The sequence below is a fragment of the Methylobacterium fujisawaense genome (assembly GCF_039619325.1).
Classification (GTDB): Bacteria; Pseudomonadota; Alphaproteobacteria; order Rhizobiales; family Beijerinckiaceae; genus Methylobacterium; species Methylobacterium fujisawaense.
Map to the genome: position 1 here is coordinate 3,788,988 of NZ_CP155000.1, position 21,493 is coordinate 3,810,480.

General features: G+C 72.7%; 20 protein-coding genes. 14 read left to right on the forward strand and 6 right to left on the reverse strand.

The window, feature by feature from the left end; genetic code table 11:
• Nucleotides 1-6 precede the first annotated feature (6 nt).
• From ABC766_RS17930 to ABC766_RS17940, 3 genes are all read left to right on the forward strand, one after another.
• The gene (locus tag ABC766_RS17930; protein WP_075380983.1) at nt 7-1,404 is read left to right on the forward strand and encodes a TAXI family TRAP transporter solute-binding subunit; all 1,398 of its coding nucleotides are present in this window, start codon (nt 7-9) and stop codon (nt 1,402-1,404) included.
• A 1-nt stretch (nt 1,405) separates the two neighbouring features.
• Entirely contained in the window at nt 1,406-2,815 is a 1,410-nt protein-coding gene (locus ABC766_RS17935; RefSeq protein ID WP_236961944.1) for an adenylate/guanylate cyclase domain-containing protein, read from the forward strand.
• Between the two features lie 112 nt (nt 2,816-2,927).
• Nucleotides 2,928-3,167: a hypothetical protein gene (locus ABC766_RS17940; RefSeq protein ID WP_043386634.1), complete on the forward strand. Its 240-nt coding sequence runs from the start codon at nt 2,928-2,930 to the stop codon at nt 3,165-3,167.
• Between the two features lie 43 nt (nt 3,168-3,210).
• On the opposite strand, the gene ABC766_RS17945 is transcribed toward ABC766_RS17940, so the two are convergent.
• From ABC766_RS17945 to ABC766_RS17970, 6 genes are all read right to left on the reverse strand, one after another.
• Nucleotides 3,211-3,528: a sulfite:cytochrome C oxidoreductase subunit B gene (locus ABC766_RS17945; RefSeq protein ID WP_043386636.1), complete on the reverse strand. Its 318-nt coding sequence runs from the start codon at nt 3,526-3,528 to the stop codon at nt 3,211-3,213.
• A gap of 23 nt (nt 3,529-3,551) precedes the next feature.
• The gene (locus ABC766_RS17950; RefSeq protein WP_043759524.1) at nt 3,552-4,760 is read right to left on the reverse strand and encodes a molybdopterin-dependent oxidoreductase; all 1,209 of its coding nucleotides are present in this window, start codon (nt 4,758-4,760) and stop codon (nt 3,552-3,554) included.
• A 98-nt stretch (nt 4,761-4,858) separates the two neighbouring features.
• A complete protein-coding gene (locus tag ABC766_RS17955) occupies nt 4,859-5,800 on the reverse strand; it encodes an NAD(P)-dependent oxidoreductase (RefSeq protein WP_043352342.1) in 942 nt (313 codons plus the stop codon).
• 115 nt (nt 5,801-5,915) lie between these two features.
• Nucleotides 5,916-8,375 (reverse strand): putative bifunctional diguanylate cyclase/phosphodiesterase, encoded by a 2,460-nt coding sequence (locus tag ABC766_RS17960; RefSeq protein WP_345819158.1) that lies wholly within the window; start codon nt 8,373-8,375, stop codon nt 5,916-5,918.
• Nucleotides 8,365-9,774 (reverse strand): cytochrome P450, encoded by a 1,410-nt coding sequence (locus tag ABC766_RS17965; protein WP_043759520.1) that lies wholly within the window; start codon nt 9,772-9,774, stop codon nt 8,365-8,367. The genes ABC766_RS17960 and ABC766_RS17965 overlap by 11 nt, the downstream gene beginning before the upstream one ends.
• A gap of 215 nt (nt 9,775-9,989) precedes the next feature.
• Nucleotides 9,990-10,793 carry a trypsin-like serine peptidase gene (locus tag ABC766_RS17970; protein WP_051976220.1) on the reverse strand — a complete coding sequence of 268 codons (804 nt, stop codon included), beginning with the start codon at nt 10,791-10,793 and terminating at the stop codon, nt 9,990-9,992.
• Nucleotides 10,794-11,161: 368 nt separating this feature from the next.
• Between ABC766_RS17970 and ABC766_RS17975 the strand changes: the two genes are divergently transcribed.
• From ABC766_RS17975 to ABC766_RS18025, 11 genes are all read left to right on the forward strand, one after another.
• Entirely contained in the window at nt 11,162-13,045 is a 1,884-nt protein-coding gene (locus ABC766_RS17975) for a methanol/ethanol family PQQ-dependent dehydrogenase (RefSeq protein ID WP_043386654.1), read from the forward strand.
• A gap of 172 nt (nt 13,046-13,217) precedes the next feature.
• A complete protein-coding gene (gene moxJ / locus ABC766_RS17980) occupies nt 13,218-14,126 on the forward strand; it encodes a methanol oxidation system protein MoxJ (protein WP_043386657.1) in 909 nt (302 codons plus the stop codon).
• A 79-nt stretch (nt 14,127-14,205) separates the two neighbouring features.
• Nucleotides 14,206-14,793, forward strand: a complete 588-nt coding sequence (gene moxG / locus ABC766_RS17985) for a cytochrome c(L), periplasmic (protein ID WP_043759515.1) — start codon at nt 14,206-14,208, stop codon at nt 14,791-14,793.
• Nucleotides 14,794-14,879: 86 nt separating this feature from the next.
• Nucleotides 14,880-15,170, forward strand: coding sequence for a methanol dehydrogenase [cytochrome c] subunit (locus ABC766_RS17990; RefSeq protein WP_043386662.1), 291 nt, complete (start codon nt 14,880-14,882; stop codon nt 15,168-15,170).
• 177 nt (nt 15,171-15,347) lie between these two features.
• Nucleotides 15,348-16,379: a MoxR family ATPase gene (locus tag ABC766_RS17995; protein ID WP_345819159.1), complete on the forward strand. Its 1,032-nt coding sequence runs from the start codon at nt 15,348-15,350 to the stop codon at nt 16,377-16,379.
• On the forward strand, nt 16,376-17,230 hold the full coding sequence (locus tag ABC766_RS18000) for a DUF58 domain-containing protein (protein ID WP_043386697.1): 855 nt from the start codon (nt 16,376-16,378) through the stop codon (nt 17,228-17,230). The genes ABC766_RS17995 and ABC766_RS18000 overlap by 4 nt, the downstream gene beginning before the upstream one ends.
• Nucleotides 17,231-17,232: 2 nt before the next feature.
• Nucleotides 17,233-18,177, forward strand: coding sequence for a nonribosomal peptide synthetase MxaA (locus tag ABC766_RS18005; RefSeq protein ID WP_345819160.1), 945 nt, complete (start codon nt 17,233-17,235; stop codon nt 18,175-18,177).
• A gap of 4 nt (nt 18,178-18,181) precedes the next feature.
• A complete protein-coding gene (locus ABC766_RS18010; RefSeq protein ID WP_345819161.1) occupies nt 18,182-19,243 on the forward strand; it encodes a vWA domain-containing protein in 1,062 nt (353 codons plus the stop codon).
• Nucleotides 19,240-19,872: an MxaK protein gene (locus ABC766_RS18015; protein ID WP_345819162.1), complete on the forward strand. Its 633-nt coding sequence runs from the start codon at nt 19,240-19,242 to the stop codon at nt 19,870-19,872. Before ABC766_RS18010 ends, ABC766_RS18015 begins: the two co-directional genes overlap by 4 nt.
• Nucleotides 19,869-20,936: a vWA domain-containing protein gene (locus ABC766_RS18020; protein WP_345819163.1), complete on the forward strand. Its 1,068-nt coding sequence runs from the start codon at nt 19,869-19,871 to the stop codon at nt 20,934-20,936. The genes ABC766_RS18015 and ABC766_RS18020 overlap by 4 nt, the downstream gene beginning before the upstream one ends.
• Nucleotides 20,937-20,938: 2 nt before the next feature.
• Nucleotides 20,939-21,493 (forward strand): SRPBCC family protein, encoded by a 555-nt coding sequence (locus ABC766_RS18025; RefSeq protein ID WP_043386677.1) that lies wholly within the window; start codon nt 20,939-20,941, stop codon nt 21,491-21,493.

A 21,493-nucleotide genomic window follows, 5' to 3' on the forward strand; every position in this document is an offset into this window, starting at 1 on the left:
GGACCGATGTGGAGCCTGCCCGCCTGGTTGCTGCGCCGGGAAATGCTTCTCCTGGCGGGCGCCGCCCTCCTGGGCGCGGGCGGGATCGCGGCGTGGGTCCTGCTCCAGGCGACGGTCCTGACCATCGCGGTCGCGCCCCGCGACGGCACCGAGCCCGGCCTGATCAAGGCCTACGCGGACGCGCTCGAGGCCGCCCACGAGAATGTCCGCCTGAAGATCCTGTCCTTCGACGACGTGCGCGAGAGCGCCGCCGCCCTGCAGGACGGCCGGGCCGACCTCGCGGTGGTCCGCCCCGACGTGCTGCTGCCGACGAACGGGCTGACCCTGGCGATCCTGCGCGACCAGGCGATGGTCATCGCCTCGCCCGAGCAGGCCGGGATCACGAGCTTCCCGAAGCTCGCCGGCAAGCGTCTCGGCATCGCGGCGCACCGGGACGCCGATCTCTGGCTGCTCCGGAACCTCCTCGGCTATTACGGCCTCACCCTGGAGGAGGCTGCCGGCCCGGCCCGGGACTCGACGGTCCTGCTGGTCCCGGTCGATCAGGAGGCGGTGGCCGGCGCCTTCCGCGAGAGGCGGATCGACGCCTTCGTCAGCATCATCGCCCCCTCGGCGCCCAAGGCGCTGGCCCTGGTCTCGGCCGTGCAGGGCGTCGCCCGCGGCGGCAAGGTGGCGTTCGTCGCCGTTGAGGATGACGGCGCGGTGATCGAGCGCTTCCCGCGGCTCCAGGCGGTCACCGTCCCGGGCGGCCTGTTCGGCGGCCGCCCGAAGCTGCCGGCCGACGACGTGAAGACGGTGGGCGCCTCGTACCGGCTGATGGCCCGGGCCTCCCTGAGCCGCGTGGTGGCGGCCGACGTGACCCAGCAGCTCTTCGAGAAGCGCAGCGCCGCCGCGCTTTCCACCGACGCCGCCGAGTACGTCCAGGCCCCGGCCTACGACACGACCGTGGCCGCCACCAGCGCCCGGATCCCGATCCATCCCGGCGCGATCGACTATTACGAGCGCGACCAGCACGGCTTCATCGAGCGCTACGGCGACACCCTCTACCTCCTGGGCGCGCTGGCGGGCGGCCTCGTCTCGGTGCTCGCCTGGATCCGGAAGCGACTCGCCAGCCTGCGCCGGGAGCGCATCGACGAGATCATGGACCGGCTCCTGGAGATCGCCGGGCAGGCCCGGGCGCTGCGCGACCCGGCGGCGATCGAGGCGCTCACCGTCGAGGTCGACGCGCTGGCCATGGACGTGGTGCGCTACGCCCGGGAGCGGGAGCCGGACACCCGGATCCTGTCGGCGGCGTCCGTCGCCATCGACACCGCGCGGGCGACCATCGCGGATTGCCGGACGCAGGCGGTCGAGGGCGGGGGGCGGATCGGGCGGTCCGTCCGGCTGCACGGCGCGGGCGGGGCCTGACATGTCCGGTCCCGCCACCGTGCCCGCGCCGGACCGGAGCGAGGCCGCGCCGGACGTCGCCTCCGTCCGTGACCGCGTCGAGGCGCGGGTGCAGCGATCCCTGCGCTCGCGCACCGTGACCTGGATGACGGTGGGCTTCGCCACGATCCTGGTGATGACCGCCATCGCGCTCGGCGCCTTCGTCTACCAGCAGCGCGGCATCGACGCCGTGCGCCACACCGTGGCGGTGGACGGGCGCCTCGCCCGGGTGCTGTCGGCGGTGCAGGACGCCGAGACCGGCCAGCGCGGCTACCTGCTCACCGGCGACGAGGCCTTCCTGCTGCCCTTCACCGAGGGCCGGCTGAACGTCGACCGCCAGCTCGATTGGCTGCGCGACCTCGTCCAGGATGACGCCGACCAGAGGGCCGAACTCGACACCCTGGCCGCCCTGATCCGCGAGAAGCTCGACGAACTCGGTGCCAGCGTCGCCCTGATGCGCGGCGGCGACAGCGCCGCGGCCCACACCTCGGTGGCGGACGGACGCGGCAAGCAGGTGATGGACGCGATCCGCGACCGCGTGCGCCGCATGGAGACGTACGAGGCGGACAGGATGGAGCGGCGGCAGGCGACGGTGTCCCGGATCGCCCTCGCCCTCTGGATCATGGTCGGTGCCCTCGCCGTCCTGTTCGTGCTGTTCGCCGTCTCGGCCCTGCGGGAGGCGACCCGCCGCAACCGGCTGTCGCGGTTCCTGCCGCAGGAGCTGGTCCTGCGGCTCGCCGACGGCGACGGGAGCCTGAAGGCCGGCCGCCGCCAGCAGGCCGCCATCGTGTTCGTCGACATGCGCGGCTCGACCACTCTGGCCGAGAACCTGGATCCGCACCGGCTCTCCGAGTTCCTGTCCGCCTTCCGGCGGCGGGTGACGCGCCTCGCCCGCCTCCGGGGCGGGGTGGTCGACAAGTTCATCGGCGACGGTGCCCTGGTGGTGTTCGGCCTGCCCGAGCCCAGGTCCGACGATGCCGCCCGTGCCCTCGCCTTCGCCCAGGATCTCGTCGCGGTGATCGCCCGCTGGACCGACAGAGCCGGGCCCACGGGGACCGTGCGCATCGGCGTGGGCGTCCATTACGGCGAGGTGTTCTGCGGGATCATCGGCGAGGAGGCGCGCTACGAGTTCACGGTGCTGGGCGATGCGGTCAACGTCGCCGCCCGCCTGGAACAGGCGACCAAGCTCCACGGTGTCCCGATCCTGGTCTCCGAGGCCGCGCGGCGCGCCGCCGGGGCCCCGGTTGAGGCGTGGCGCGAGGTCAGCCGCGAGCCCCTGCGGGGACGCCGGGAGCGCATGGCCTATCATACCCCTGCCGGCCCGGGGCCGGCCGCGCCGGCGCCCTGTGGAGACGAAGATGTGCCGCTTCCGGCGGCAGGAACGGCGGTCTGAGAAGAACCTGTTTGCCGCCGATGGCGGATAGAGAACAAGCATCTCCCCGGACAGAGAAATACGAAAGACGCGTCCATTGCGAAGGGACAGGCCGAGCGCGACATTCGCCATCATGCGCAGCGCCTCCGAAAACCAGTCGCCGGCCTTCGATCCGTTCGGCGAGCCCGTCGCCGACGGCGTCGCCCGCGCCTGCCCGGCCACCGCGGCCGGCGACCGCACGGCCCGTCGCGTCGGCGGTGCGGTGTTCTGGACGCTGGCCCTGGCGATCCTGGCCGGTCGCGTCTACGCGTACGATCTTCCGGCCGTTCAGGCCGTCGCCACGCACGCCGCACAGGCCCTCGCCCTGCGCTGACACCCCGGATCGGGTTTCCGGCCGGGGCGTCGTTCCAGGCCTCTCAGTACGTATCGGCCAGATAGGCGGCGATCGCGCCGGCATCGGCCTGTTCGATCGGGGCGTGGTAGGCCTTGATCATCTTGGACACCTCGGCATCCCAGAACGCCTTCCCGCGGCCGGGCGGCTGCGTGGCGATGTAGTCCACCGAGTGGCAGGTCTGGCAATTGGCCTGGGCCGCCTCGTAGCCCGCAGCTAGGCTGTCCGCCTTCGGCGGCCGCAGCTGCGCGGTCGGGTCCGGAACCGCGTAGGTCCGTGGCGCGGCCCAGGCCGAGCCGGCCGTGAGGCCCCCGATCATCGCGCCGAGCAGAAGCATACGCATCCCGTTCGTCCTCCCGTTCGCGCTCACGCCGCCTGCACCCGGGTGGTCTCGACGCCGTTGCGCATGTAGCCGGACGGGTTCCAGCGGGACGCCGTCGGCTGGCTGCTGCCGTCGTTGGCGGTGGCCCGGACCCGGATCGCGTGGGCGCCCGGCGTGAGCGCGGCCGTGAGCGACCAGGGCCGGAACGCGTAGGGGCCGAGATCCCGGCCGAGCGCGGCCTCGGTCCAGGTGGCGCCGTCGTCGGTGGAGACCGCGACCGTCCGGATGCCGGAGCCGCCGTCGAAGGCGATGCCCCGCAGTGAGACCGGCCCGGCGGTCACGCGCGCGCCGTCGGCCAGATTCGTGAGGAACGACCGCACGTTGAGGCGCCCGATCGGCACCGTGGCGGCGGCCGCCTGGCCGGGCTCGGTGCAGGCGCAGGGATTGTCGGGGATGCGGTAGGCGGTCTTCATGAAGAAGCCCTCGAAGGGCTTGTCCAGCACCGTGACGGTATCGAGGTGCTTGACCCAGTAGGTGCCGTAATAACCCGGCACCACGAGGCGGAGCGGGTAGCCGTTGAGCCAGGGCAGGTCCTCGCCGTTCATGCCCCAGGCGAGCAGCACCGCGCCGTCGCCGGCCTGGTCGAGGGTGAGCGCCTTGGCGAAGTCCGGCGTCTCGGGCAGCACAGGCCGGTCGAGCCCGTTGAAGGCGACCTGTACGGCCCCGGCCTTCACGCCGGCCCGGTCCAGCACGCTTCTCAACGGCACCCCCGTCCACCGCGCGCAGCCCATGGCGCCGTTGCCGAGCTGGCCGCCGGCCATCCGGGGCTCGAAGAAGCCGCGGGAATTGCCCGAGCACTGGTTGACCGCCACGATCTCGGTCCGGCCCGGCAGCGCCTTCAGCTCCGACAGCGACAGCGCGACGGGTCGCTCCACATGGCCGCCCACGGTCAGCCGGAACGCCTCCGGGTCGATCTCCAGGGGGATGTCGGCGAGGTGGTAGCGGACGAAGAAGGCGTCGTTCGGCGTGATCGCGCCCTCGTCGAAGACCGCGAACGGCGTCTCCAGCTGGGGCGGCCGGGCGGTGGTCTGCAGCAGCGGCCGCTTGCCCGGATAGGCGACGAGCGGACGCTCGCCGTTGCCGAAGGGCAGCTGCGCGTCCTCTCCGGCCCAGGCGGGCCGCAGGCCGCTTCCCGCCGCCAGGGCACCGAGCGCGGCGCTCTTCAGGAAGGCCCGTCGTGCCGGATCGGTCATCCCCTGCTCCCTCCCGGTCTGCCCCGACAGCCTCGGTCGCGCGGCGCCGGATCCATGGGATAGCCTGCGCCGGGCGAAAGGCCCAGATCCCCCCGCGTTCAGCCCTGCGTGAGATGCCGGCGCACCGCCGCGGCGATGACGGCCGAGACCCGGACGTTCGATTCCTGCGTCACCCCGGCGATGTGGGGCGTGAGGATCAGGTTCGGCACGCCCGCGAACGGGGCGCCGGCCGCGGCGTCGAGGGGCTCGCGGTCGAACACGTCGAGGGCCGCGCCGCCGAGATGCCCGGACCGCAGGGCGGCCGCCACCGCGGCCTCGTCGACGATGCCGCCCCGGGCGGCGTTGATCAGCACGGCGCCCGCGGGCATCCGGGCGAGGGCGGTCGCGTCGATCAGGCCGCGGGTCTCCGCGGTGAGCGGGACGTGCAGGGAGAGCACGTCGCTCTCCGCGATCAGCGCCTCCAGATCCCGGCGCCGCACCGGACCGTATGGGGGCGTCCAGGCCGGATCCTCGGCGGCCAGGAACGGGTCATGGGCCGCGATCGCCATGCCGAGGGCAGCGGCGCGGCGGGCGGTCTCCCGGGCGATCGATCCGAAGCCCACGAGCCCGAGGCGCTTGCCGGCGATCTCGCGCCCCATCAGGGCGTTGCGCGGCCACGTCCCCGCCGCGACCGCCTCGCTCGCCCCATAGGCCCCGCGCAGCAGCAGCAGCGCGGTGGCGACGACGTACTCGGCGACCGCGCCGTCATTGGCGCCCGTCGCCGGCTGGACCGTGATCCCCCGCGCCCGGCAGGCCGGAACGTCGATGTTGTCGAGGCCGACCCCGAGACGCCCGACGATCCGGAGGCGTCGGGCACCTGCGAGCAGCGCGCCGCGGACCTGCGTCCGGTTGCGCACGATCAGGGCGTCGGCCTCCGCCACGGCGGCGGCGAGTGCCTCGGGCCGGTCGACGAGTCCGGGATCGTACAGGGTGTCGAAGCCCGACAGGTCGGCGGCGATCGCCGCAGGGTCCATGAATTCGCTGATGACGACCTTGGGCATGGCGCGCCTGTTCCCCGGTTCCGCGTGGTCGCCCCCCGCTAGAGCCGTTCCCGGGCGCGTGGCAACACGCATCCGTCCCCGCCCGCGACGCGGCCGGGACGATTCCGGCGCTCCTTCAGGCGACCGCGCGGACGGTCTGCTCCGCCGGAGCGGCCGTGCGCGGCGCGCACGCGATCCGTATGCGCTCGATCAGGCCGGGGATCTCCCCGGGCGGCCGGGCCGGGCTGTAGAGGAAGCCCTGCGCGCTGTCGCAGCGCCGCAGCCGGAGCAGTTCGGCCTGCTGCTCGGTCTCGACGCCCTCGACCGTGACGTCGATGCCCAGGTCGCGGGCGATGACCATGATGGCCGCGATCACCGTCAGGCATTCGGGGCGGCTGCTCAGGTCGCGGACGAAGGCGCGGTCGATCTTGATCTTGTCGACCGGGAACTGCGTCAGGTAGCTCAAGGAGGAATACCCCGTCCCGAAATCGTCGAGGGCGATCCGCACCCCGAGCGCCCGCAGGGAGCGGAGATTGTCCAGCACGTGCGGCGTGTTGGCCAGGAAGATCGACTCGGTGATCTCGATCTCGAGGCGGTTCGCCGCCAGGCCGGTCTCGGCCAGGACCGCCGCGACGTCGGCGAAGAAGTCGGGCCGGCGGAAATGGACCGACGAGATGTTGACGGCGACGCGCAGGCTTGCCGGCCAGGTCAGCGCCTCCGTGCAGGCCCGCCGCAGGGCCCAGCGCCCGATCGTGACCACGAAGCCCGTTCCCTCGGCGATCGGGATCAGCTCGGCGGGCGAAACGGGACCGAGGCCCGGCCGGGTCCAGCGCAGCAGCGCCTCGCAGCCCACCACGTGGCCGTCCTGCAGGCTCACGAGCGGCTGGTAGTGCAACGTCATCTCACCGTCGGCGAGGGCGTGGCGCATCGCCTCGTCGAGTTCGCGCCGGCGCTGCACGCGCACTTCCAGGCCGCTGTCGAAGTCCCGCCAGCGCCCCTTGCCGGCCTCCTTGGCGCTGTAGAGCGCGAGATCCGCCTTCCGGAGCAGATCCTCGGGATCGGTCGCGTCCGCGGGCGCGCAGGCGATCCCGATACTGACGCCGATCTCCGCCCGGACGCCGTCGATGAGGTAGGGCTCGCGCAGGGCCCCGATGATGGCTTCGGCCAGGGCCTGCGCCGCCGCGGCATCCCGGCCGCGCTGCAGGATCGCGAACTCGTCGCCCCCGAGGCGGAACGCCTGCGCGTCGGCCGGGAGCAGGGCGCGCAGGCGATCGCCGACCTGCCCCAGCAGGGCATCGCCGGCGGCGTGGCCGATGCTGTCGTTGACGGTCTTGAAGCCGTCGAGGTCGAGGTAGAGCAGGCTGACCACCGGGGCCGGCCCCTGCGCGACCGCTGCCGCGCAGGCCTCCGATGCGACCGCGTGGAACATGACCCGGTTCGACAGGCCCGTCATCGGGTCCCGCGTCGCCAGGAAGGCGATGTGCGCTTCCGTCCGGCGGGCCTCCGTCATGTCCGAGCCGACGCCCCGGAAGCCTGCGAAGCGCCCTCCCTGGTCGAGGAAGGGCTTGCCGCTGAGCCGGAGCCAGCGCCGGCCGGCCGGCGTGTCGACGGCGATCAGGAGCTGGTGGAAGGAGGTGCCCCCGCGGAGGCGCTCCAGCAGGTCGGCGCTCTGATCGGCCTCGATCGGCGCCTCCCCCCGCCCGGCGAGCAGGGCCTGGAACCGGGCGTGCTGGAGCGTCTCCACCGGGCGGGCCAGGACATCCGCCATCCGGGTGGAGACGTGCTGGAACTGCCCGGTCTCGTCCGTCTCCCAGAGCCAGTCGCTGGCATTCGCCTCGAAGGCGTTGAGCAGCAGACCGATCGTCTCGCTCTGATCCTCGACGCGCACCCGGTCCAGGATGCGCTGGCAGGACAGGCGGCTCATGCGGCGCACGCTCGTCACCACGAACACCGCGTAGACGGCGAGCAGGAAACCGATGCTGAGCGCGATCGGCTCCCCGGACCGGGCGAGCCCGACGAAGCTGCCGACGATGACCGGGACCGCGAACAGGTACGAGACCGACAGGAGCGGCCCGACCACGTAGGCGTCCGAGATCAGGCCCGCCACGATGGCGACGACGAGCAGCCGCTCCTCGCTGCTGCAGGGGGTGAACAGCACGACCGGCATGGTCGCCCAGGCGAGGCCCAGGGCGAAGGCCAGCCCTGCCGAGATCCGGCAGCCCCACCGGACGCTGCGTTCGGACGCGGTGCCGGCATAGGCGCGCCAGTAGAGCCAGGTCGTGTAGGTCGTTGCCGTGATCAGCGCCGCGACCACGGCGAGCAGGCCGAGAAGATAGGTGTGCGAGGCCGAGCCCCAGAAAAAGTACGTGACGGCCAGCGCGATGATCAGGTGCGTCACCGCCGAGTAGGTGGCGAGCTTCAGCGTCTCGTCGAGGAGCCCGGTGCGCACCTGCAGCCGGTAGCGGTTCGGCAGCGCGTCGACCGTGTCGGGGCCGCGGAGGCGGCCGAGCAGCGATCCCGTCCGGCGCCGCGACCGCCGGGCCGGATCGGGCCCGCCGGCCGGGCCGGCCGCCGCGGCGGACGTCTCACGCGACATGGCGGGGCTCGACCCTCATCGTCAGGCCGCCCTTGGGCCGCAGCGTCACGCGGAACTGCGTCGCGGGCATCGCCCGGGTGACCGGTCTGAAGCGGAAGGCGGGCAGCAGCGTCGCCAGGATGACGAGGCACTCGGTCAGGGCGAGGCTCATGCCGATGCACACCCGCGGGCCGGCTCCGAACGGCAGGTAGGCGTAGCGGTCGCGCGCGGCGGCCCGCTCGGGGGCGAAGCGATCCGGATCGAACACCTCCGGCCTGTCCCAGAGCAGGGCATGCCGGTGCAGGGCGTAGACCGGCACATGGACCGATTGCCCGGCCGGCACGACCCTGTCCCCGAGCCGGACCGGCGCCCGGGTCCGCCGCACGATCAGCGGCGCCGGCGGATAGAGGCGCATCACCTCGAGGAGCACTTGGCGGGTGTAGGGCAACCGGTCCGCGGCCTCGGGATCGGCGGCGGGATCGTCGCCGAGCTGCGCCATCTCGGCGACGACGCGCGCCTCCACCTCCGGGTGTTCCGCCAGGACCCGGAGGGTCCAGGCCAGCGCCAGGGCGGTGGTCTCGTGGCCCGCGGCCACGAAGGTCAGCAGGTTGTCGACGACGCGCGCCTCGGGGAGCGGCTGTCCGGTCTCCGGATCCCGCGCCTCCAGCAGGAGGCCGAGGAGGTCGGTGCCGGGCTCGCCGCGCGCCCGGCGGCGCGCGATCGTCCGGGCGACCTCGCCGCGCAGGTGGCGCACCGCGGCCGCGCCCCCCCGGGCCCCGGGATGCGGGACCCAGGCCGGGGCGCGCAGCATCGCGAGGGCGATCTTCCAGCTGGTCTGGCCGAGATAGGCGTCCATCGCGCGCCCGAACGGCTCGACCTCCAGATGGGGATCGCCCGACACCATCGTGGCGACGATCACCTCGAAGGTGGTGCGCATCATCTCGTGCAGGACGTCCCGCTCCGCCCCGGCCGGATCGGCGCCATGCCAGCGCGTCCGCGTCGCCGCGGCGGCCCGGGCCATGGCCGGCACGAAGCTCCGGACCCGGTCCGGGCGGAACATCGGGCTGGCGGTCCTGCGCTGCCCCCGCCAGTGGGAACCGTCCGCGGTGAGGACGCCCGAGCCGAGGGCGGGCGCGAGGGCCCGCAGCATGAACGGCTCGCGCTCCAGCGCCTCGGCCTGATCGACCAGCAGGCTGCGGATGTGTCCGGGGTCGCAGACGTAGGTGGTGCGCTGGCCGAGGAAGCGCGTTGTCACCAGGGGTTGTGTATAGATCTGCCGGGGCCAAGCCTCGATCAGGCTGCCCAGCATCGTGACGAGCACCGATGGCAGGGCGATCGCCTCCGCCACAGCCTCCCCCACGGCCTCCGTGAGCGGCAGCCTTCCCGGCTCGCAGACCCTGAACGTTCCGACCGCTGGCATCCCGGCACCCTCGCGGGACCAGATTCGAGGCTCAACGTTAAGTTTTGGCGCTCCACGGCGTCGCCGTCGAGGCATTCGCGCCCGGGCGGTGCGGAAATCGCCGCGGTGCTTACCGGAGGCTTACCGGAATGCCTCCGGGAAGCCGTGCGGCCGGACGGCGGATCCGGCACGCGCCGCCGAAGCGGATGCCGGGCGGGCGGGTCAGACCGACGGCCCTAGCGGGCCTGCGCCCGGAGGGCCTCGCGGAGCCGGCCCTCGATCAGCAGGGCCGAGCCGTAGTGGAACTCGATGTCGAAGGCGTGGCGCTGGTTCATCGAGAGCGACGCGCTCTGCATCGCGACGAGATGCCCGGCCTCGTCGAACAGGCCCGAGCCCGACCCTCCGTAGCCGTCGTTGCAGTCGTGGCGGGCGCGGCGGATGTCGCCCTCGCTGGGCGGATCGATCCGCCGGATGGCACAGGATTCCCGGCTGCTCTGACCGCGGTAGTTCTCGTGGCCGGCGGGGGAGACCATCGTCACCGGGAGCGTCAGGTCGCCGGTCGGAAGGTGCGGGGCGTCCGGGATCGGCTGCGGCCGTGCCTCGGCCGGCTCGGCGAGACGCAGGAGCGCCCAGTCGTCGGTGATGTGCAGGCGCCGCGCCTCCGGCTCGATGCCGAGTTCCAGAAAGTCCGGTGCGAAGCCGTAATTGCGGCCGGCGATCTGGAAGTAGCAATCGGCAACGGTGCGGGTGACCTCCAGTTGGCGATTGCGGAAATTGTGCGCGTTCATCAGCACGAGGGAGCGGGTCCCGATCAGCCAGGCGGCGGCGGCCTTCTGGGGGATCCCGTCCGGGCGGCGGCACCACAGGACGCCCGCGCCGGTAAAGCGCTCCAGATCCGCCCCCGTCAGTTCGCGCCGCCCGTCCTGTGCGTAGAGGGCGGCGAGGCGTTGTCCGCCGCCGGTCCCGGCCGCCGTGGCCGGAATCGCGACACAGGTCGCCAGCGCCAGAAAGCGGCCTGCGCCGCCCGTGACAAGACCCATCGCGTCCTCCCGGAGCGGGTCGGCGGACGGCACCGTGCCCGCACGCCCGCATATCGTTTCCGCTTGTCTGGGATGGATGTCGGCGATCGGTCAAGACCTCGCTGATCTTACCAAATCTCCGGTGGCGTATTGCCAGATTGTCCCGAAAAGAAATGTTTCGTTTTGCAAAGACACGCATTACAAGCCGTGCGAATAATCGAGTGGCGCACAACGATAATAAGTCTTTCATAAGCCTAGCGAATACTGGAAATAGCCGGGATATCGCGATGCTGAAAGCGGATTTGTCGTCGGAAGACGTGTCGCCATCGGATGAACACCACGATGACTGCGAGGCCAAACGGCGTGGCAGTCCGGCGAGGAGACGCAGGATGATCAGGCTCCGGAATTCCGTCTCGGCATTGGCGATCATGGCGCTCGCGCCGGTCGCCATGGCGGGCGTGGCGCAGGCCAACGACAAGCTCGTCGAGAAATCGAAGAGCGACGAGAACTGGGTGATGCCCGGTAAGAACTACGACTCGAACAATTACAGCGATCTGACCCAGATCAACAAGAGCAACGTCAAGCAGCTCAAGCCGGCCTGGACGTTCTCCACCGGCCTGCTCAACGGCCACGAGGGCGCGCCGCTCGTCGTCGACGGCGTCATGTACATCCACACCTCGTTCCCGAACAACACCTTCGCCCTCGGCCTCGACGACCCGGGCAAGATCCTGTGGCAGGACAAGCCCAAGCAGAACCCGGCCGCCCGTTCGGTCGCCTGCTGCGATCTCGTCAACCGCGGCCTCGCCTACTGGCCGGGCGACGGCAAGACCCCGGCGCTGATCCTCAAGACCCAGCTCGACGGCAACGTGGCGGCGCTGAACGCCCAGACCGGCGAGACGGTGTGGAAGGTCGAGAATTCCGACATCAAGGTCGGCTCGACGCTCACCATCGCCCCCTACGTGGTCAAGGACAAGGTGATCATCGGCTCCTCGGGTGCCGAGCTCGGCGTCCGCGGCTACCTCACCGCCTACGACGTCAAGACCGGCGCCCAGGTCTGGCGCGCCTACGCGACCGGCCCGGACGAGGACCTGCTGCTCGCCAAGGACTTCAACATCCACAACGCTCATTACGGCCAGAAGGGCCTCGGCACCTCGACCTGGGAGGGCGACGCCTGGAAGATCGGCGGCGGCACCAACTGGGGCTGGTACGCCTATGACCCGGGCACGAACCTGATCTACTTCGGCACCGGCAACCCGGCGCCGTGGAACGAGACCATGCGTCCCGGCGACAACAAGTGGACGATGACGATCTTCGGCCGCGACGCCGACACCGGCGAGGCGAAGTTCGGCTACCAGAAGACCCCGCACGACGAGTGGGACTATGCCGGCGTCAACGTGATGATGCTGTCCGACCAGAAGGACAAGGACGGGAAGATGAGGAAGCTCCTCACCCACCCGGACCGCAACGGCATCGTCTACACCCTCGACCGGACGGACGGGACGCTGGTCTCGGCCAACAAGATCGACGACACCGTCAACGTGTTCAAGTCGGTGGATCTGAAGACCGGCACGCCGGTGCGCGATCCGGAATACGGCACCCGGATGGACCACCTCGCCAAGGACATCTGTCCCTCGGCGATGGGCTACCACAACCAGGGGCACGATTCCTACGATCCGAAGCGCCAAGCCTTCTACATGGGCATCAACCACATCTGCATGGATTGGGAGCCCTTCATGCTGCCCTACCGGGCGGGTCAGTTCTTCGTCGGCGCGACGCTGAACATGTATCCGGGCCCGAAGGGTGACCGGCAGAACTACGAGGGCCTCGGCCAGATCAAGAGCTACAACGCCATCACCGGCAAGTTCAACTGGGAGAAGATGGAGCGCTTCGCGGTCTGGGGCGGCACCACCGCCACCGCCGGCGACCTGGTCCTCTACGGGACGCTGGACGGCTTCATCAAGGCGCGCGACTCCGACAACGGCGACCTCCTCTGGAAGTTCAAGCTGCCGTCGGGCGCCATCGGCTACCCGATCACCTACACCCACAAGGGCACGCAATACGTCGCCATCTACTACGGCGTCGGCGGCTGGCCGGGCGTGGGCCTGGTGTTCGACCTCGCCGACCCGACCGCCGGCCTCGGCGCGGTGGGCGCCTTCAAGAAGCTCGCCAACTACACCCAGATGGGCGGCGGCGTGATGGTGTTCTCGCTGGACGGCAAGGGCCCCTACGACGACCCGAATGTCGGCGAGTACGAGCAGCACGCCGCCAAGTAGGACCCGCCAAGTAGGGCCATCCAAGTAAGGCCCGCCTTCATCCCGCCGGCCAAGCGGCCGGCGGGACTCCGGGCCGGGTCCGGGACGCGCGGGGCGCCACGGCGCCCCGCAGCCCGGCCGCGCCCCTCCGGACCGCCATCAAGAAACGCTTCGACAACAGGGATCAACGTCCATGCCGCGCCCGCGCGCCCGCATCCTGGCGGCCCGTTTCGCCGCCGTCCTGACGCTCGCCACCCTGGCCGCCGGGCCGGTGGCGGCCCAGGACTCCGAGGCCCAGGCCATCCAGCAGGATCCCGGCAAGGCTCCGGCCGCCCCGCCGGCCGACCCCGCGACCCTGCGCATCTGCGCCTCCGAGAAGCAGCCGCCGCTCTCGATGCGGGACGGATCGGGGCTCGAGAACCGCGTCGCCGTGGCGGTCGCGGAGGCGATGGGGAAGAAGCCCGTCTTCGTCTGGCTGCCGAAGCCCGCGATCTACCTCGTCCGCGACGGCCTGGAGAAGCGGACCTGCGACGTGGTCGTCGGCCTCGACAGCGACGACCCGCGGGTGCTGACCACGAAGCCGTACTACCGGAGCGGCTACGTCTTCATCACGCGCGCCGACAAGGATCTCGACGTGAAGTCCTGGTCCGACCCGCGGCTCAAGACCCTCGACCACATGGTGGTGCCGTTCGGCTCCCCCGGCGAGGCGATGCTCAAGGATATCGGCCGCTACGAGGAGGACATGGCCTACCTCTACTCGCTGGTGAACTTCCGCTCGCCGCGCAACCAGTACACCCAGATCGACCCGGCCCGCATCGTCAGCGAGGTGGCCAACGACAAGGCCGATGTCGGCGTCGCCTTCGGTCCCGACGTCGCCCGCTACGTCAAGGATTCCCCGACGCCCCTGCGCATGACGCTGGTCCCGGCCGACACGGTCGGCAGCGACGGCCGCAAGGTCCCGCAGGTCTTCGACCAGTCGATGGGCGTGCGCAAGGACGACGAGGCCCTGCGCAAGGCCCTCGACGCCGGGATCGAGAAGGCGCGGCCCGCCATCGCGGCGATCCTCAAGCAGGACGGGGTGCCGGTCGTCGCCTCGAACTGAGCCCCGCCCGCCCCGACTCCCCCGAGACCGGCCCGGCGCGCCCGGGCCACCGACCAAGACATCAGGATCCGCTCAACAGATGCTCATCGTTCGTTCGGCACGCGTCGCCCTTCTCACCCTCGCCGTGGCCATGCCCGTTGCGGCCCGCGCGCAGCCCCAGTCCGGCCCGCAGACCGGGATCGTCTTCCGCAACACCATCACCGGCGAGGCGATGGACACGGCCGAGGGCAAGCCGGGCGGGCGGGACACGCAGGCGGTCAAGACCTTCTTCCAGACCGGCAAGAATCTCTACATCGACGACAAGTCCTGCCTGCGCAACGGCGAGAGCCTGTTCCTGACCTCGTGCTCCGGCTGCCACGGCCATCTCGGCGAAGGCAAGGTCGGGCCCGGCCTCAACGACGATTACTGGACCTACCCGGCGAACACGACCGATGTCGGCCTGTTCTCGACCCTCTGGGGCGGCGCCAACGGCATGATGGGACCGCACAACGAGGATCTCAATCCCGACGAGATGCTTCAGGTCATTGCCTGGATCCGCCATCTCTACACGGGTCCGGTGAAGGATGCCGAGTGGCTCACCGACGCGCAGAAGAAGACTTACAAGCCCTTCAAGGAGGGCGAGACCTTTGCCAAGGACGTGCCCGGCCAGTGCAAGCCGCTGGACTAGCCGTTCTCGGCAAGTCGCGCCCCGCGGGAGACGGGGCGAACCGACGGCCCGACCGGCCGGCCAAGGAAGAGACGGAGGAATCAACGATGCGCACAGTGATCACGACGGCGATGCTGATCGCGGGGGCGGCCTTCGCGGTGCCGGCGCTGGCCTATGACGGGCAGACCTGCAAGGCGCCGGGCAATTGCTGGCAGCCGAAGCCCGGCTTCCCCGAGAAGGTCGCCGGGACCAAGTACGATCCCAAGCACGACCCGAAGGAGGTCAGCAAGCAGGCCGAATCCATCAAGCAGATGGAGGAGCGCAACAAGAAGCGGATCGAGAACGCCAAGAAGACCGGCAAGTTCGAGTACGACGTCGCCAAGATCTCATCGAACTGATCGCGTCGAACGGATCGCGGCCGACCGATCCGGCCGGCCGATCGGGCGTCCTGGGGCCGGCCCGCGCCGCGGCGCCGGCCCGCAGCGACGCTCGGTACCGCGCGCCGCACCGACACGCAGCATCGACACCCGGCGCCACCGTACCGGCGCCCCGCCCGACACCGCAGGCACCGCCTCATGAACACCCTCCGTCCCGGAGACACGATGCTCACCGACTGGCGGGCCGCGGCGGCCCGCTTCGAGGCGGAGGTCGCCAAGGCGGTGGTCGGACAGGAGCGGGCGATCCGCCTCGTGACGATCGCGATCTTCGCCCGCGGCCACGTGATGCTCGAGGGCGATGTCGGCGTCGGCAAGACCACCCTGCTGCGGGCGGTGGCCCGGGCGCTGGGCGGCGCCTACGAGCGCGTCGAGGGCACGGTCGACATGATGCCGACCGACCTGATCTACCACACCTATCTCGGCCCCGACGGCCGGCCGCGGGTCGATCCCGGTCCGGTCCTGGCCCGGGCCGAAGATCTCTCGGTGTTCTTCTTCAACGAGATCAACCGGGCGCGGCCGCAGGTCCACGCCCTGCTGCTCCGGCTGATGGCCGAGCGCAGCGTCCAGGCCTTCGGCCGCACCTACACGTTCCCGAACCTGCAGGTCTTCGCCGACCGCAACCGCGTCGAGCGCGAGGAGACCTTCGAGCTCCCGGCCGCGGCCCGCGACCGCTTCCTGATGGAGATCGGCCTGGAGGCGCCCCGGGACGCGGCGGTGCGCCGGACCCTGGTCTTCGACCCGCGCTTCCACGACACCGACGCCCTCGTCGGCGCGGTCGCGGAGGGCGTGCTCGACCACGTCCGGATCGGCGGCATCGCCGCCGCGATCCAGCACGCCGTCCGGGCGGAGCCGTCGATCGAGGCCTACGTGGTGGCCCTCTGGGACGCCCTGGTCCGCCCCGCGGAGGCCGGGATCCGGCTCCCGGGCCTCGACACCGCCACCCTCGTCCAGGGGGGCGCCTCGCCGCGCGGCGTCGCCTTCCTGGTGCGCGCCGCCCGGGTGCGGGCGTGGCTGGAGGGGCGCGACTGGCTGGTGCCGGAGGATGTGCGGGCGGTCTTCACCGAGGTGATGGCCCACCGCGTCTTCCTCGAACCCGTCCACGAATTGCAGCGCGGCGCCATCGTGCCCGCCCTGTGCCGGGCCGCGTTCGAGACGGTGCCGGCGCCGTGAGCGACCCGCGCACGGCCGACATCGTCTACCTGCCGCGCTGGCGGCCGCGCGGCAGCCGGGCCGGCCTCCACCGGGGACGCGACGCCGGCGGCTCCGGCCCGTTCCGCGATCAGGTGCCGTTCCTGCAACTGCCGGATGCCCGCCGCATCGACCTGCGTGCGACGCTGCGCGACCCGTTCGAGGGCGTGCATGTCCGCCGCTTCGAGGCGCGGACCGCGGTCGAGACCTGGGTTCTGGTCGATCTCTCGGCCTCCATGGGCTTCCGCGGCACGGCGGACCGGACGCGGCTCACGGGCGATCTCTGCCGGGCGCTGGCCGTCTCGGCGACCCGGATCAGCGACGGGTTCGGCCTGATCGGCTGCGACGAGACCCTGCGCGACGACCTCACCCTGCCCGCCACCCGCCACCGGGGCGCGGCCGTCGCCGCCGCCGAGCGGGTCGCGGGCGCGCCCCGCACGGGTCGCGGCTGCGCCGGCATGCTCGAGGCCGCGCGGCGGCTCGCCGGGCGGCCGAAGCTCGTCTTCCTCGCCTCCGACTTCCGCTGGCCCGAGGCCCTGATCGCCCAGGTCTTCGCCGCGCTGGCGCCGCACGACACGGTGCCGATCCTGCTCGCCGACCCCGCCGAGGCGGAGGCGCTGCCGGCCTTCGGCCTCGTCGAGCTCGACGATCTGGAGGGCGGCGGCCGCCGCGTGGTCCTGCTGCGCCCGAGCCTGCGCCGGGCCTGGATCGCCCGGGAGCGGGACCGGATCGCCGCCCTGGAGCGCGCCGCCGCGCCCTTCGCCCGCCGGGTCTTCCAGCTCGCCGGGCGCTTCGACGCCCAGGCGCTCACCCGCCACCTGATGACGACCTGAGCATGGGCGCGCGCGTTCCCGCCCTCCTGCTGGCCGGCCTCCTCGCCGCGCCCCTCGCCCTGACGGCCGGCACGGCCGCCGCGCAGGTGCGCTCCGTCGAGGTGCGCAGCCCGCGGCCCTTCGGAATCTTCCTGGGCGACCTCGTCGAGGCGCAGGTGGAGATCCGGGCCGATCCCGATTTCCGGCTGCAGCGCGCGACCCTGCCCCAGCCCGGTCCGGTGACCTACTGGCTCGACCTGCGCGCCGTCGCGGTCGACGACGTTACGGTGGCCGGCGCCCGGCGGGTGCGCCTGCGCCTCACCTACCAGAGCTTCTATGCCGCCCTCGACGCCCGCACCCTGGAGGTGCCGGGCTTCCCCCTGACGCTGGCGAGCGAGGCGGCGACCGGCCTCACCACCGCCGCCGTCCAGGTGCCGGGCTGGAGCCTCGGCGTCTCCCCCCTGCGCGAGGTGCAGCCGCAGCGGCGCGAGGATCCGGCCGAGTACCTGCGCCCGGACGGTCGCGGCGGGCGGATCGATCCCGGGCCGGATGTCGCGGCGGCGGCGGGCCTCGGGACCCTGGCCGGCCTCGCGGCGCTCGCGCTGGCGCATGACCGGGCCTGGGGGCCGTTCCGGACACGGCGCGGCCGTCCCTTCGCGACGGCCCTGCGCGTGCTCCGGCGGCAGCGGGTGGGGGCCGAGCCCGATCAGGCCTACCGGGCGGCGCTGCTGGCCCTGCATCGGGGGCTCGACCAGACCGCCGGCCGGCGGGTGCTGGCCGACGATCTCGGGGACGTCCTCGCGCGCCACGGGGCGTTTCGGGGGCAGGCGGAGGGACTCGCGCGCTTCTTCGAGGCCTCGCGCCTCGCCTTCTTCGGCGGCCGCCTGCCCGCCGCGCGCGCGGCCTGGCCCCTCGCCGAGGCCGAGATGCTCCTGACCCGCCTCGCGGCGGCGGAGCGGAGCGCGTGACGCCGTGACCGATCTCCTCGCCCGCCTCGGCGCGACCGAACCCTGGACCCTGTGGCTGCTGCCGCTGGCGCTGCTGCCGCTGGCCCGCTCGGCCCTGCGCCGGACCTCCGTGCCGGCGGTCGCCGCCGCCCCGGCCGATCCCCTCTCGGCCTGGCTCGGCCGGGCGCTGACGCTCGCCGGCATCCTGGCCATCGCCGGCCTGATCGTGGCCCTGGCGGGCCCCTACCGGACGGGCGCGCGGATCGAGCGCCTCGGCATCGGCGCGCAGGTGTCGCTGCTGATCGACCGCTCGGGCAGCATGAACGAGACCTTCGCGGGCCGGCAGCCCTCCGGCGCCGAGGAATCGAAGGCCGCCGCCTCCCGGCGCCTCCTGGCGGATTTCGTCGGCGCGCGGGGGCACGACCTGTTCGCCGTGACGGCCTTCTCCACCGCGCCGATGCTGGTCATGCCGATGACCGACCGCCACGACGCCGTGCGGGCGGCGATCGCCGCCATCGACCGGCCCGGCCTCGACTACACCAATATCGGCCGCGGCCTCGGCATGGCCCTGTCGCAGTTCGGGGTCGATGTCGGCGCCTCGCGGGTGCTCCTGCTCGTGTCCGACGGCGCCGCGGTGATCGACCCGCGCATCCAGGACCAGCTGCGTGCCGCCGTCGCGCGGATCCGGCCGAACCTGTACTGGCTGTTCCTGCGCACCAAGGGCTCGCCCGGCATCGCCGACCGGCCGGCCGGCGAGGATACGCCCCAGGCCGCGCCGGAGCGGCACCTCGACCTGTTCTTCAAGAGCCTCGGCGTGCCCTACCGCGCCTTCGAGGCCGAGGGCGCCGCGGCGGTGGAAGCCGCGATCCGGCAGATCGAGGCCCTCGAGCGGGACCCGATCCCCTATGTCGAGGAGCGCCCGCGCCGGGACCTGACCGGGCTCGCCGCCGCGCTCGCCGCGCTGGGCCTCGCCGTGCTCGTCCTCGCCAAGCTCGTGGAGGCGGACCTCGCGGAGGCGGACCTCGCGGAGGCGCCGGCGGAGACGGCGACGGAAGCCGCGGGCGCGGCGCCGCGGAGGGCGGCATGAGCTCCGGCGCCCTCCTCGACGGCCCGGCCCCGCGCCGCCGCGCCGCCCTTCCCCGCCTCGGCGTGGCCGCGGCCTGGCGCCGGGTCCGGCCGGCCCTGCTGGTCGCCCTGCCGCTGGTCCTCGCGGCCGCCGCCCTGTGGTTCGCCGTCTCGGGCTGGAGCGCCGCGCGCGACGACGACCGGATCGCCGCCCTGGAGGCGGGCCGCGACCGGCCGGTCGACCCGGATGCGCGGCCGGCCCTCCTGGTGGCGCGGATCGGCTTCCTCGCCGCCCGGGACCGTCTCGGCGAGACCGAGCCCCTCCTCGCCGCCCTCGACCGCGCCGGCGCGGTGCCGGAGGCGGCCCGGGCGCGGTACGTCATCGGCAACGCGCGGATGCGGCAGGCCTTCGTGCTGATCGGCCGCGGCGATCTCGACAAGGCCGCGCCCCAGGTGACGCTGGCGCGGCAGGATTACCGCCGCGCCCTCCAGGCCCGGCCCGAATTCTGGGACGCCAAGTACAATCTCGACGTCGCCTCGCGCCTCGTGCGCGACTACCCGGAATTCGACCGCAAGACCGGGGACGAGCTGCGCGCCGAACCGAAGAAGATCTGGACCGACATCCCCGGCCAGCCGCGGGGCGGCCCGTGAGACCGCGGCGCGTCCTGCCCCCCGTTCGGCCCTCCGTCCTGCCCCCCTTCGTCGCCCGCAACCTGCGCGACGGGCGGTTCCGCGTCCTGGCGGCCGCCCTGGTGCTGGCGCTGGCAGCCCTCGTCGCCCCGCCGATCCCGTTCACCCGCACCGGCGTGTCGGTGCTGGCGGTGGTCGACATCACCGGCAGCATGGCGGTGCGCGACTATCCCGCCGCCGCGGGATCCGTGAGCCGGCTCGAGACCGTCAAGGCGGCGCTGCGGGCGATGCTGCCCGACCTCCCCTGCGGCTCGCGGGTGGCGCTCGGCCTGTTCACCGACCGGCGGCCGTTCCTGCTGTTCACGCCGGTCGAGGTCTGCGCCGATTTCGCGCCGCTGGACGGCGCCATCGCGGCCCTCGATCCGCGCATGGCCTGGGAGGGGGACAGCCGCATCGCGGCCGGCCTGTTCCGGTCGATCGCCATGGCGGGGGAGATCGACGCCGACCTCCTGTTCCTCACCGACGGCCAGGAGACGCCGCCCCTGCCGGCCTCCGGCGGCCCGACCTTCGACGGCAAGCCCGGCGCGGTGCGCGGGCTGATCGTCGGCGCGGGCGGCTACGGCCTGTCGCCGATCCCGCGCTTCGACGATCGCGGCCGGCCGGCGGGCTTCCTGGGCGAGAGCGACGTCCAGCAGGAGAACCGCTCCGGGCCGCCCCCGGCCGACGCGGAATCGCGCGAGGGCTACAACCCGCGCAACGCCCCCTTCGGCGCCCAGTCGGCCCATGGCAGCGAGCACCTCTCCGCGGTCCGCGAACCCTACCTGAAGCGCCTCGCCGCCGAGACCGGCCTCGGCTACGCCCATCTCGACGGCCCGGGCGGCCTGGCCGCCCCCCTGCGCGCCGCGGCGACGCCGCGCCCGCTGCCCGGCCGCCTCGACCCGCGCCCCGCCCTCCTGGCGGCGTCCCTGGGGCTGACGCTCCTGGCCCTCCTGGCGAACCCCCTCGCCCTCGTCCAGCGCACGCGCCGCGGGCGCGCGGCCCACCCTGTTCCAACCCTCGTTCCAACCGGACCGATCAGGACCTGACCATGCGGATGCCCCTCGCCCTCGTCCCGGCCGTCGCCGCGGGCCTCGCCGTCGTCGGCCTCGCCGGCGCGGCGCTGGCCCACGGGCCGACGCCGCAGAAGATCGACCAGTCGATCACCATCCAGGCGCCCCCGGACGCGGTCTGGAAGGTGGTGGGCGATTTCGGCGGCATCGGGCGCTGGCACCCCGACGTGGCCAAGGCCGAGGCCAGCGGCGGCAATGTCGAGGGCACGACCCGCCGGGTGACCCTCAAGGCCGGCGGCACCCTGGTCGAGGGGCTGGACGAGTGGCTGGCCGACGGCCGGACCTACTCGTACCGGATGTCCGACCCGGACCTGAAGGCGCTCCCGGTCTCCTCCTACTCGGCGACCCTCACGGTGACCCCGGACGGGACCGGCTCCAAGGTGTCGTGGATCGGCCGCTTCTACCGGGGCGACACCGGCAACGAGCCGCCGGAGAACCTCAGCGACGAGGCCGGGCGCACGGCGATGAACCGCTACTTCGCGGACGGGCTCAAGGGGCTGAAGGCGGCCGTCGAGGGCCGGACGACCCATTGA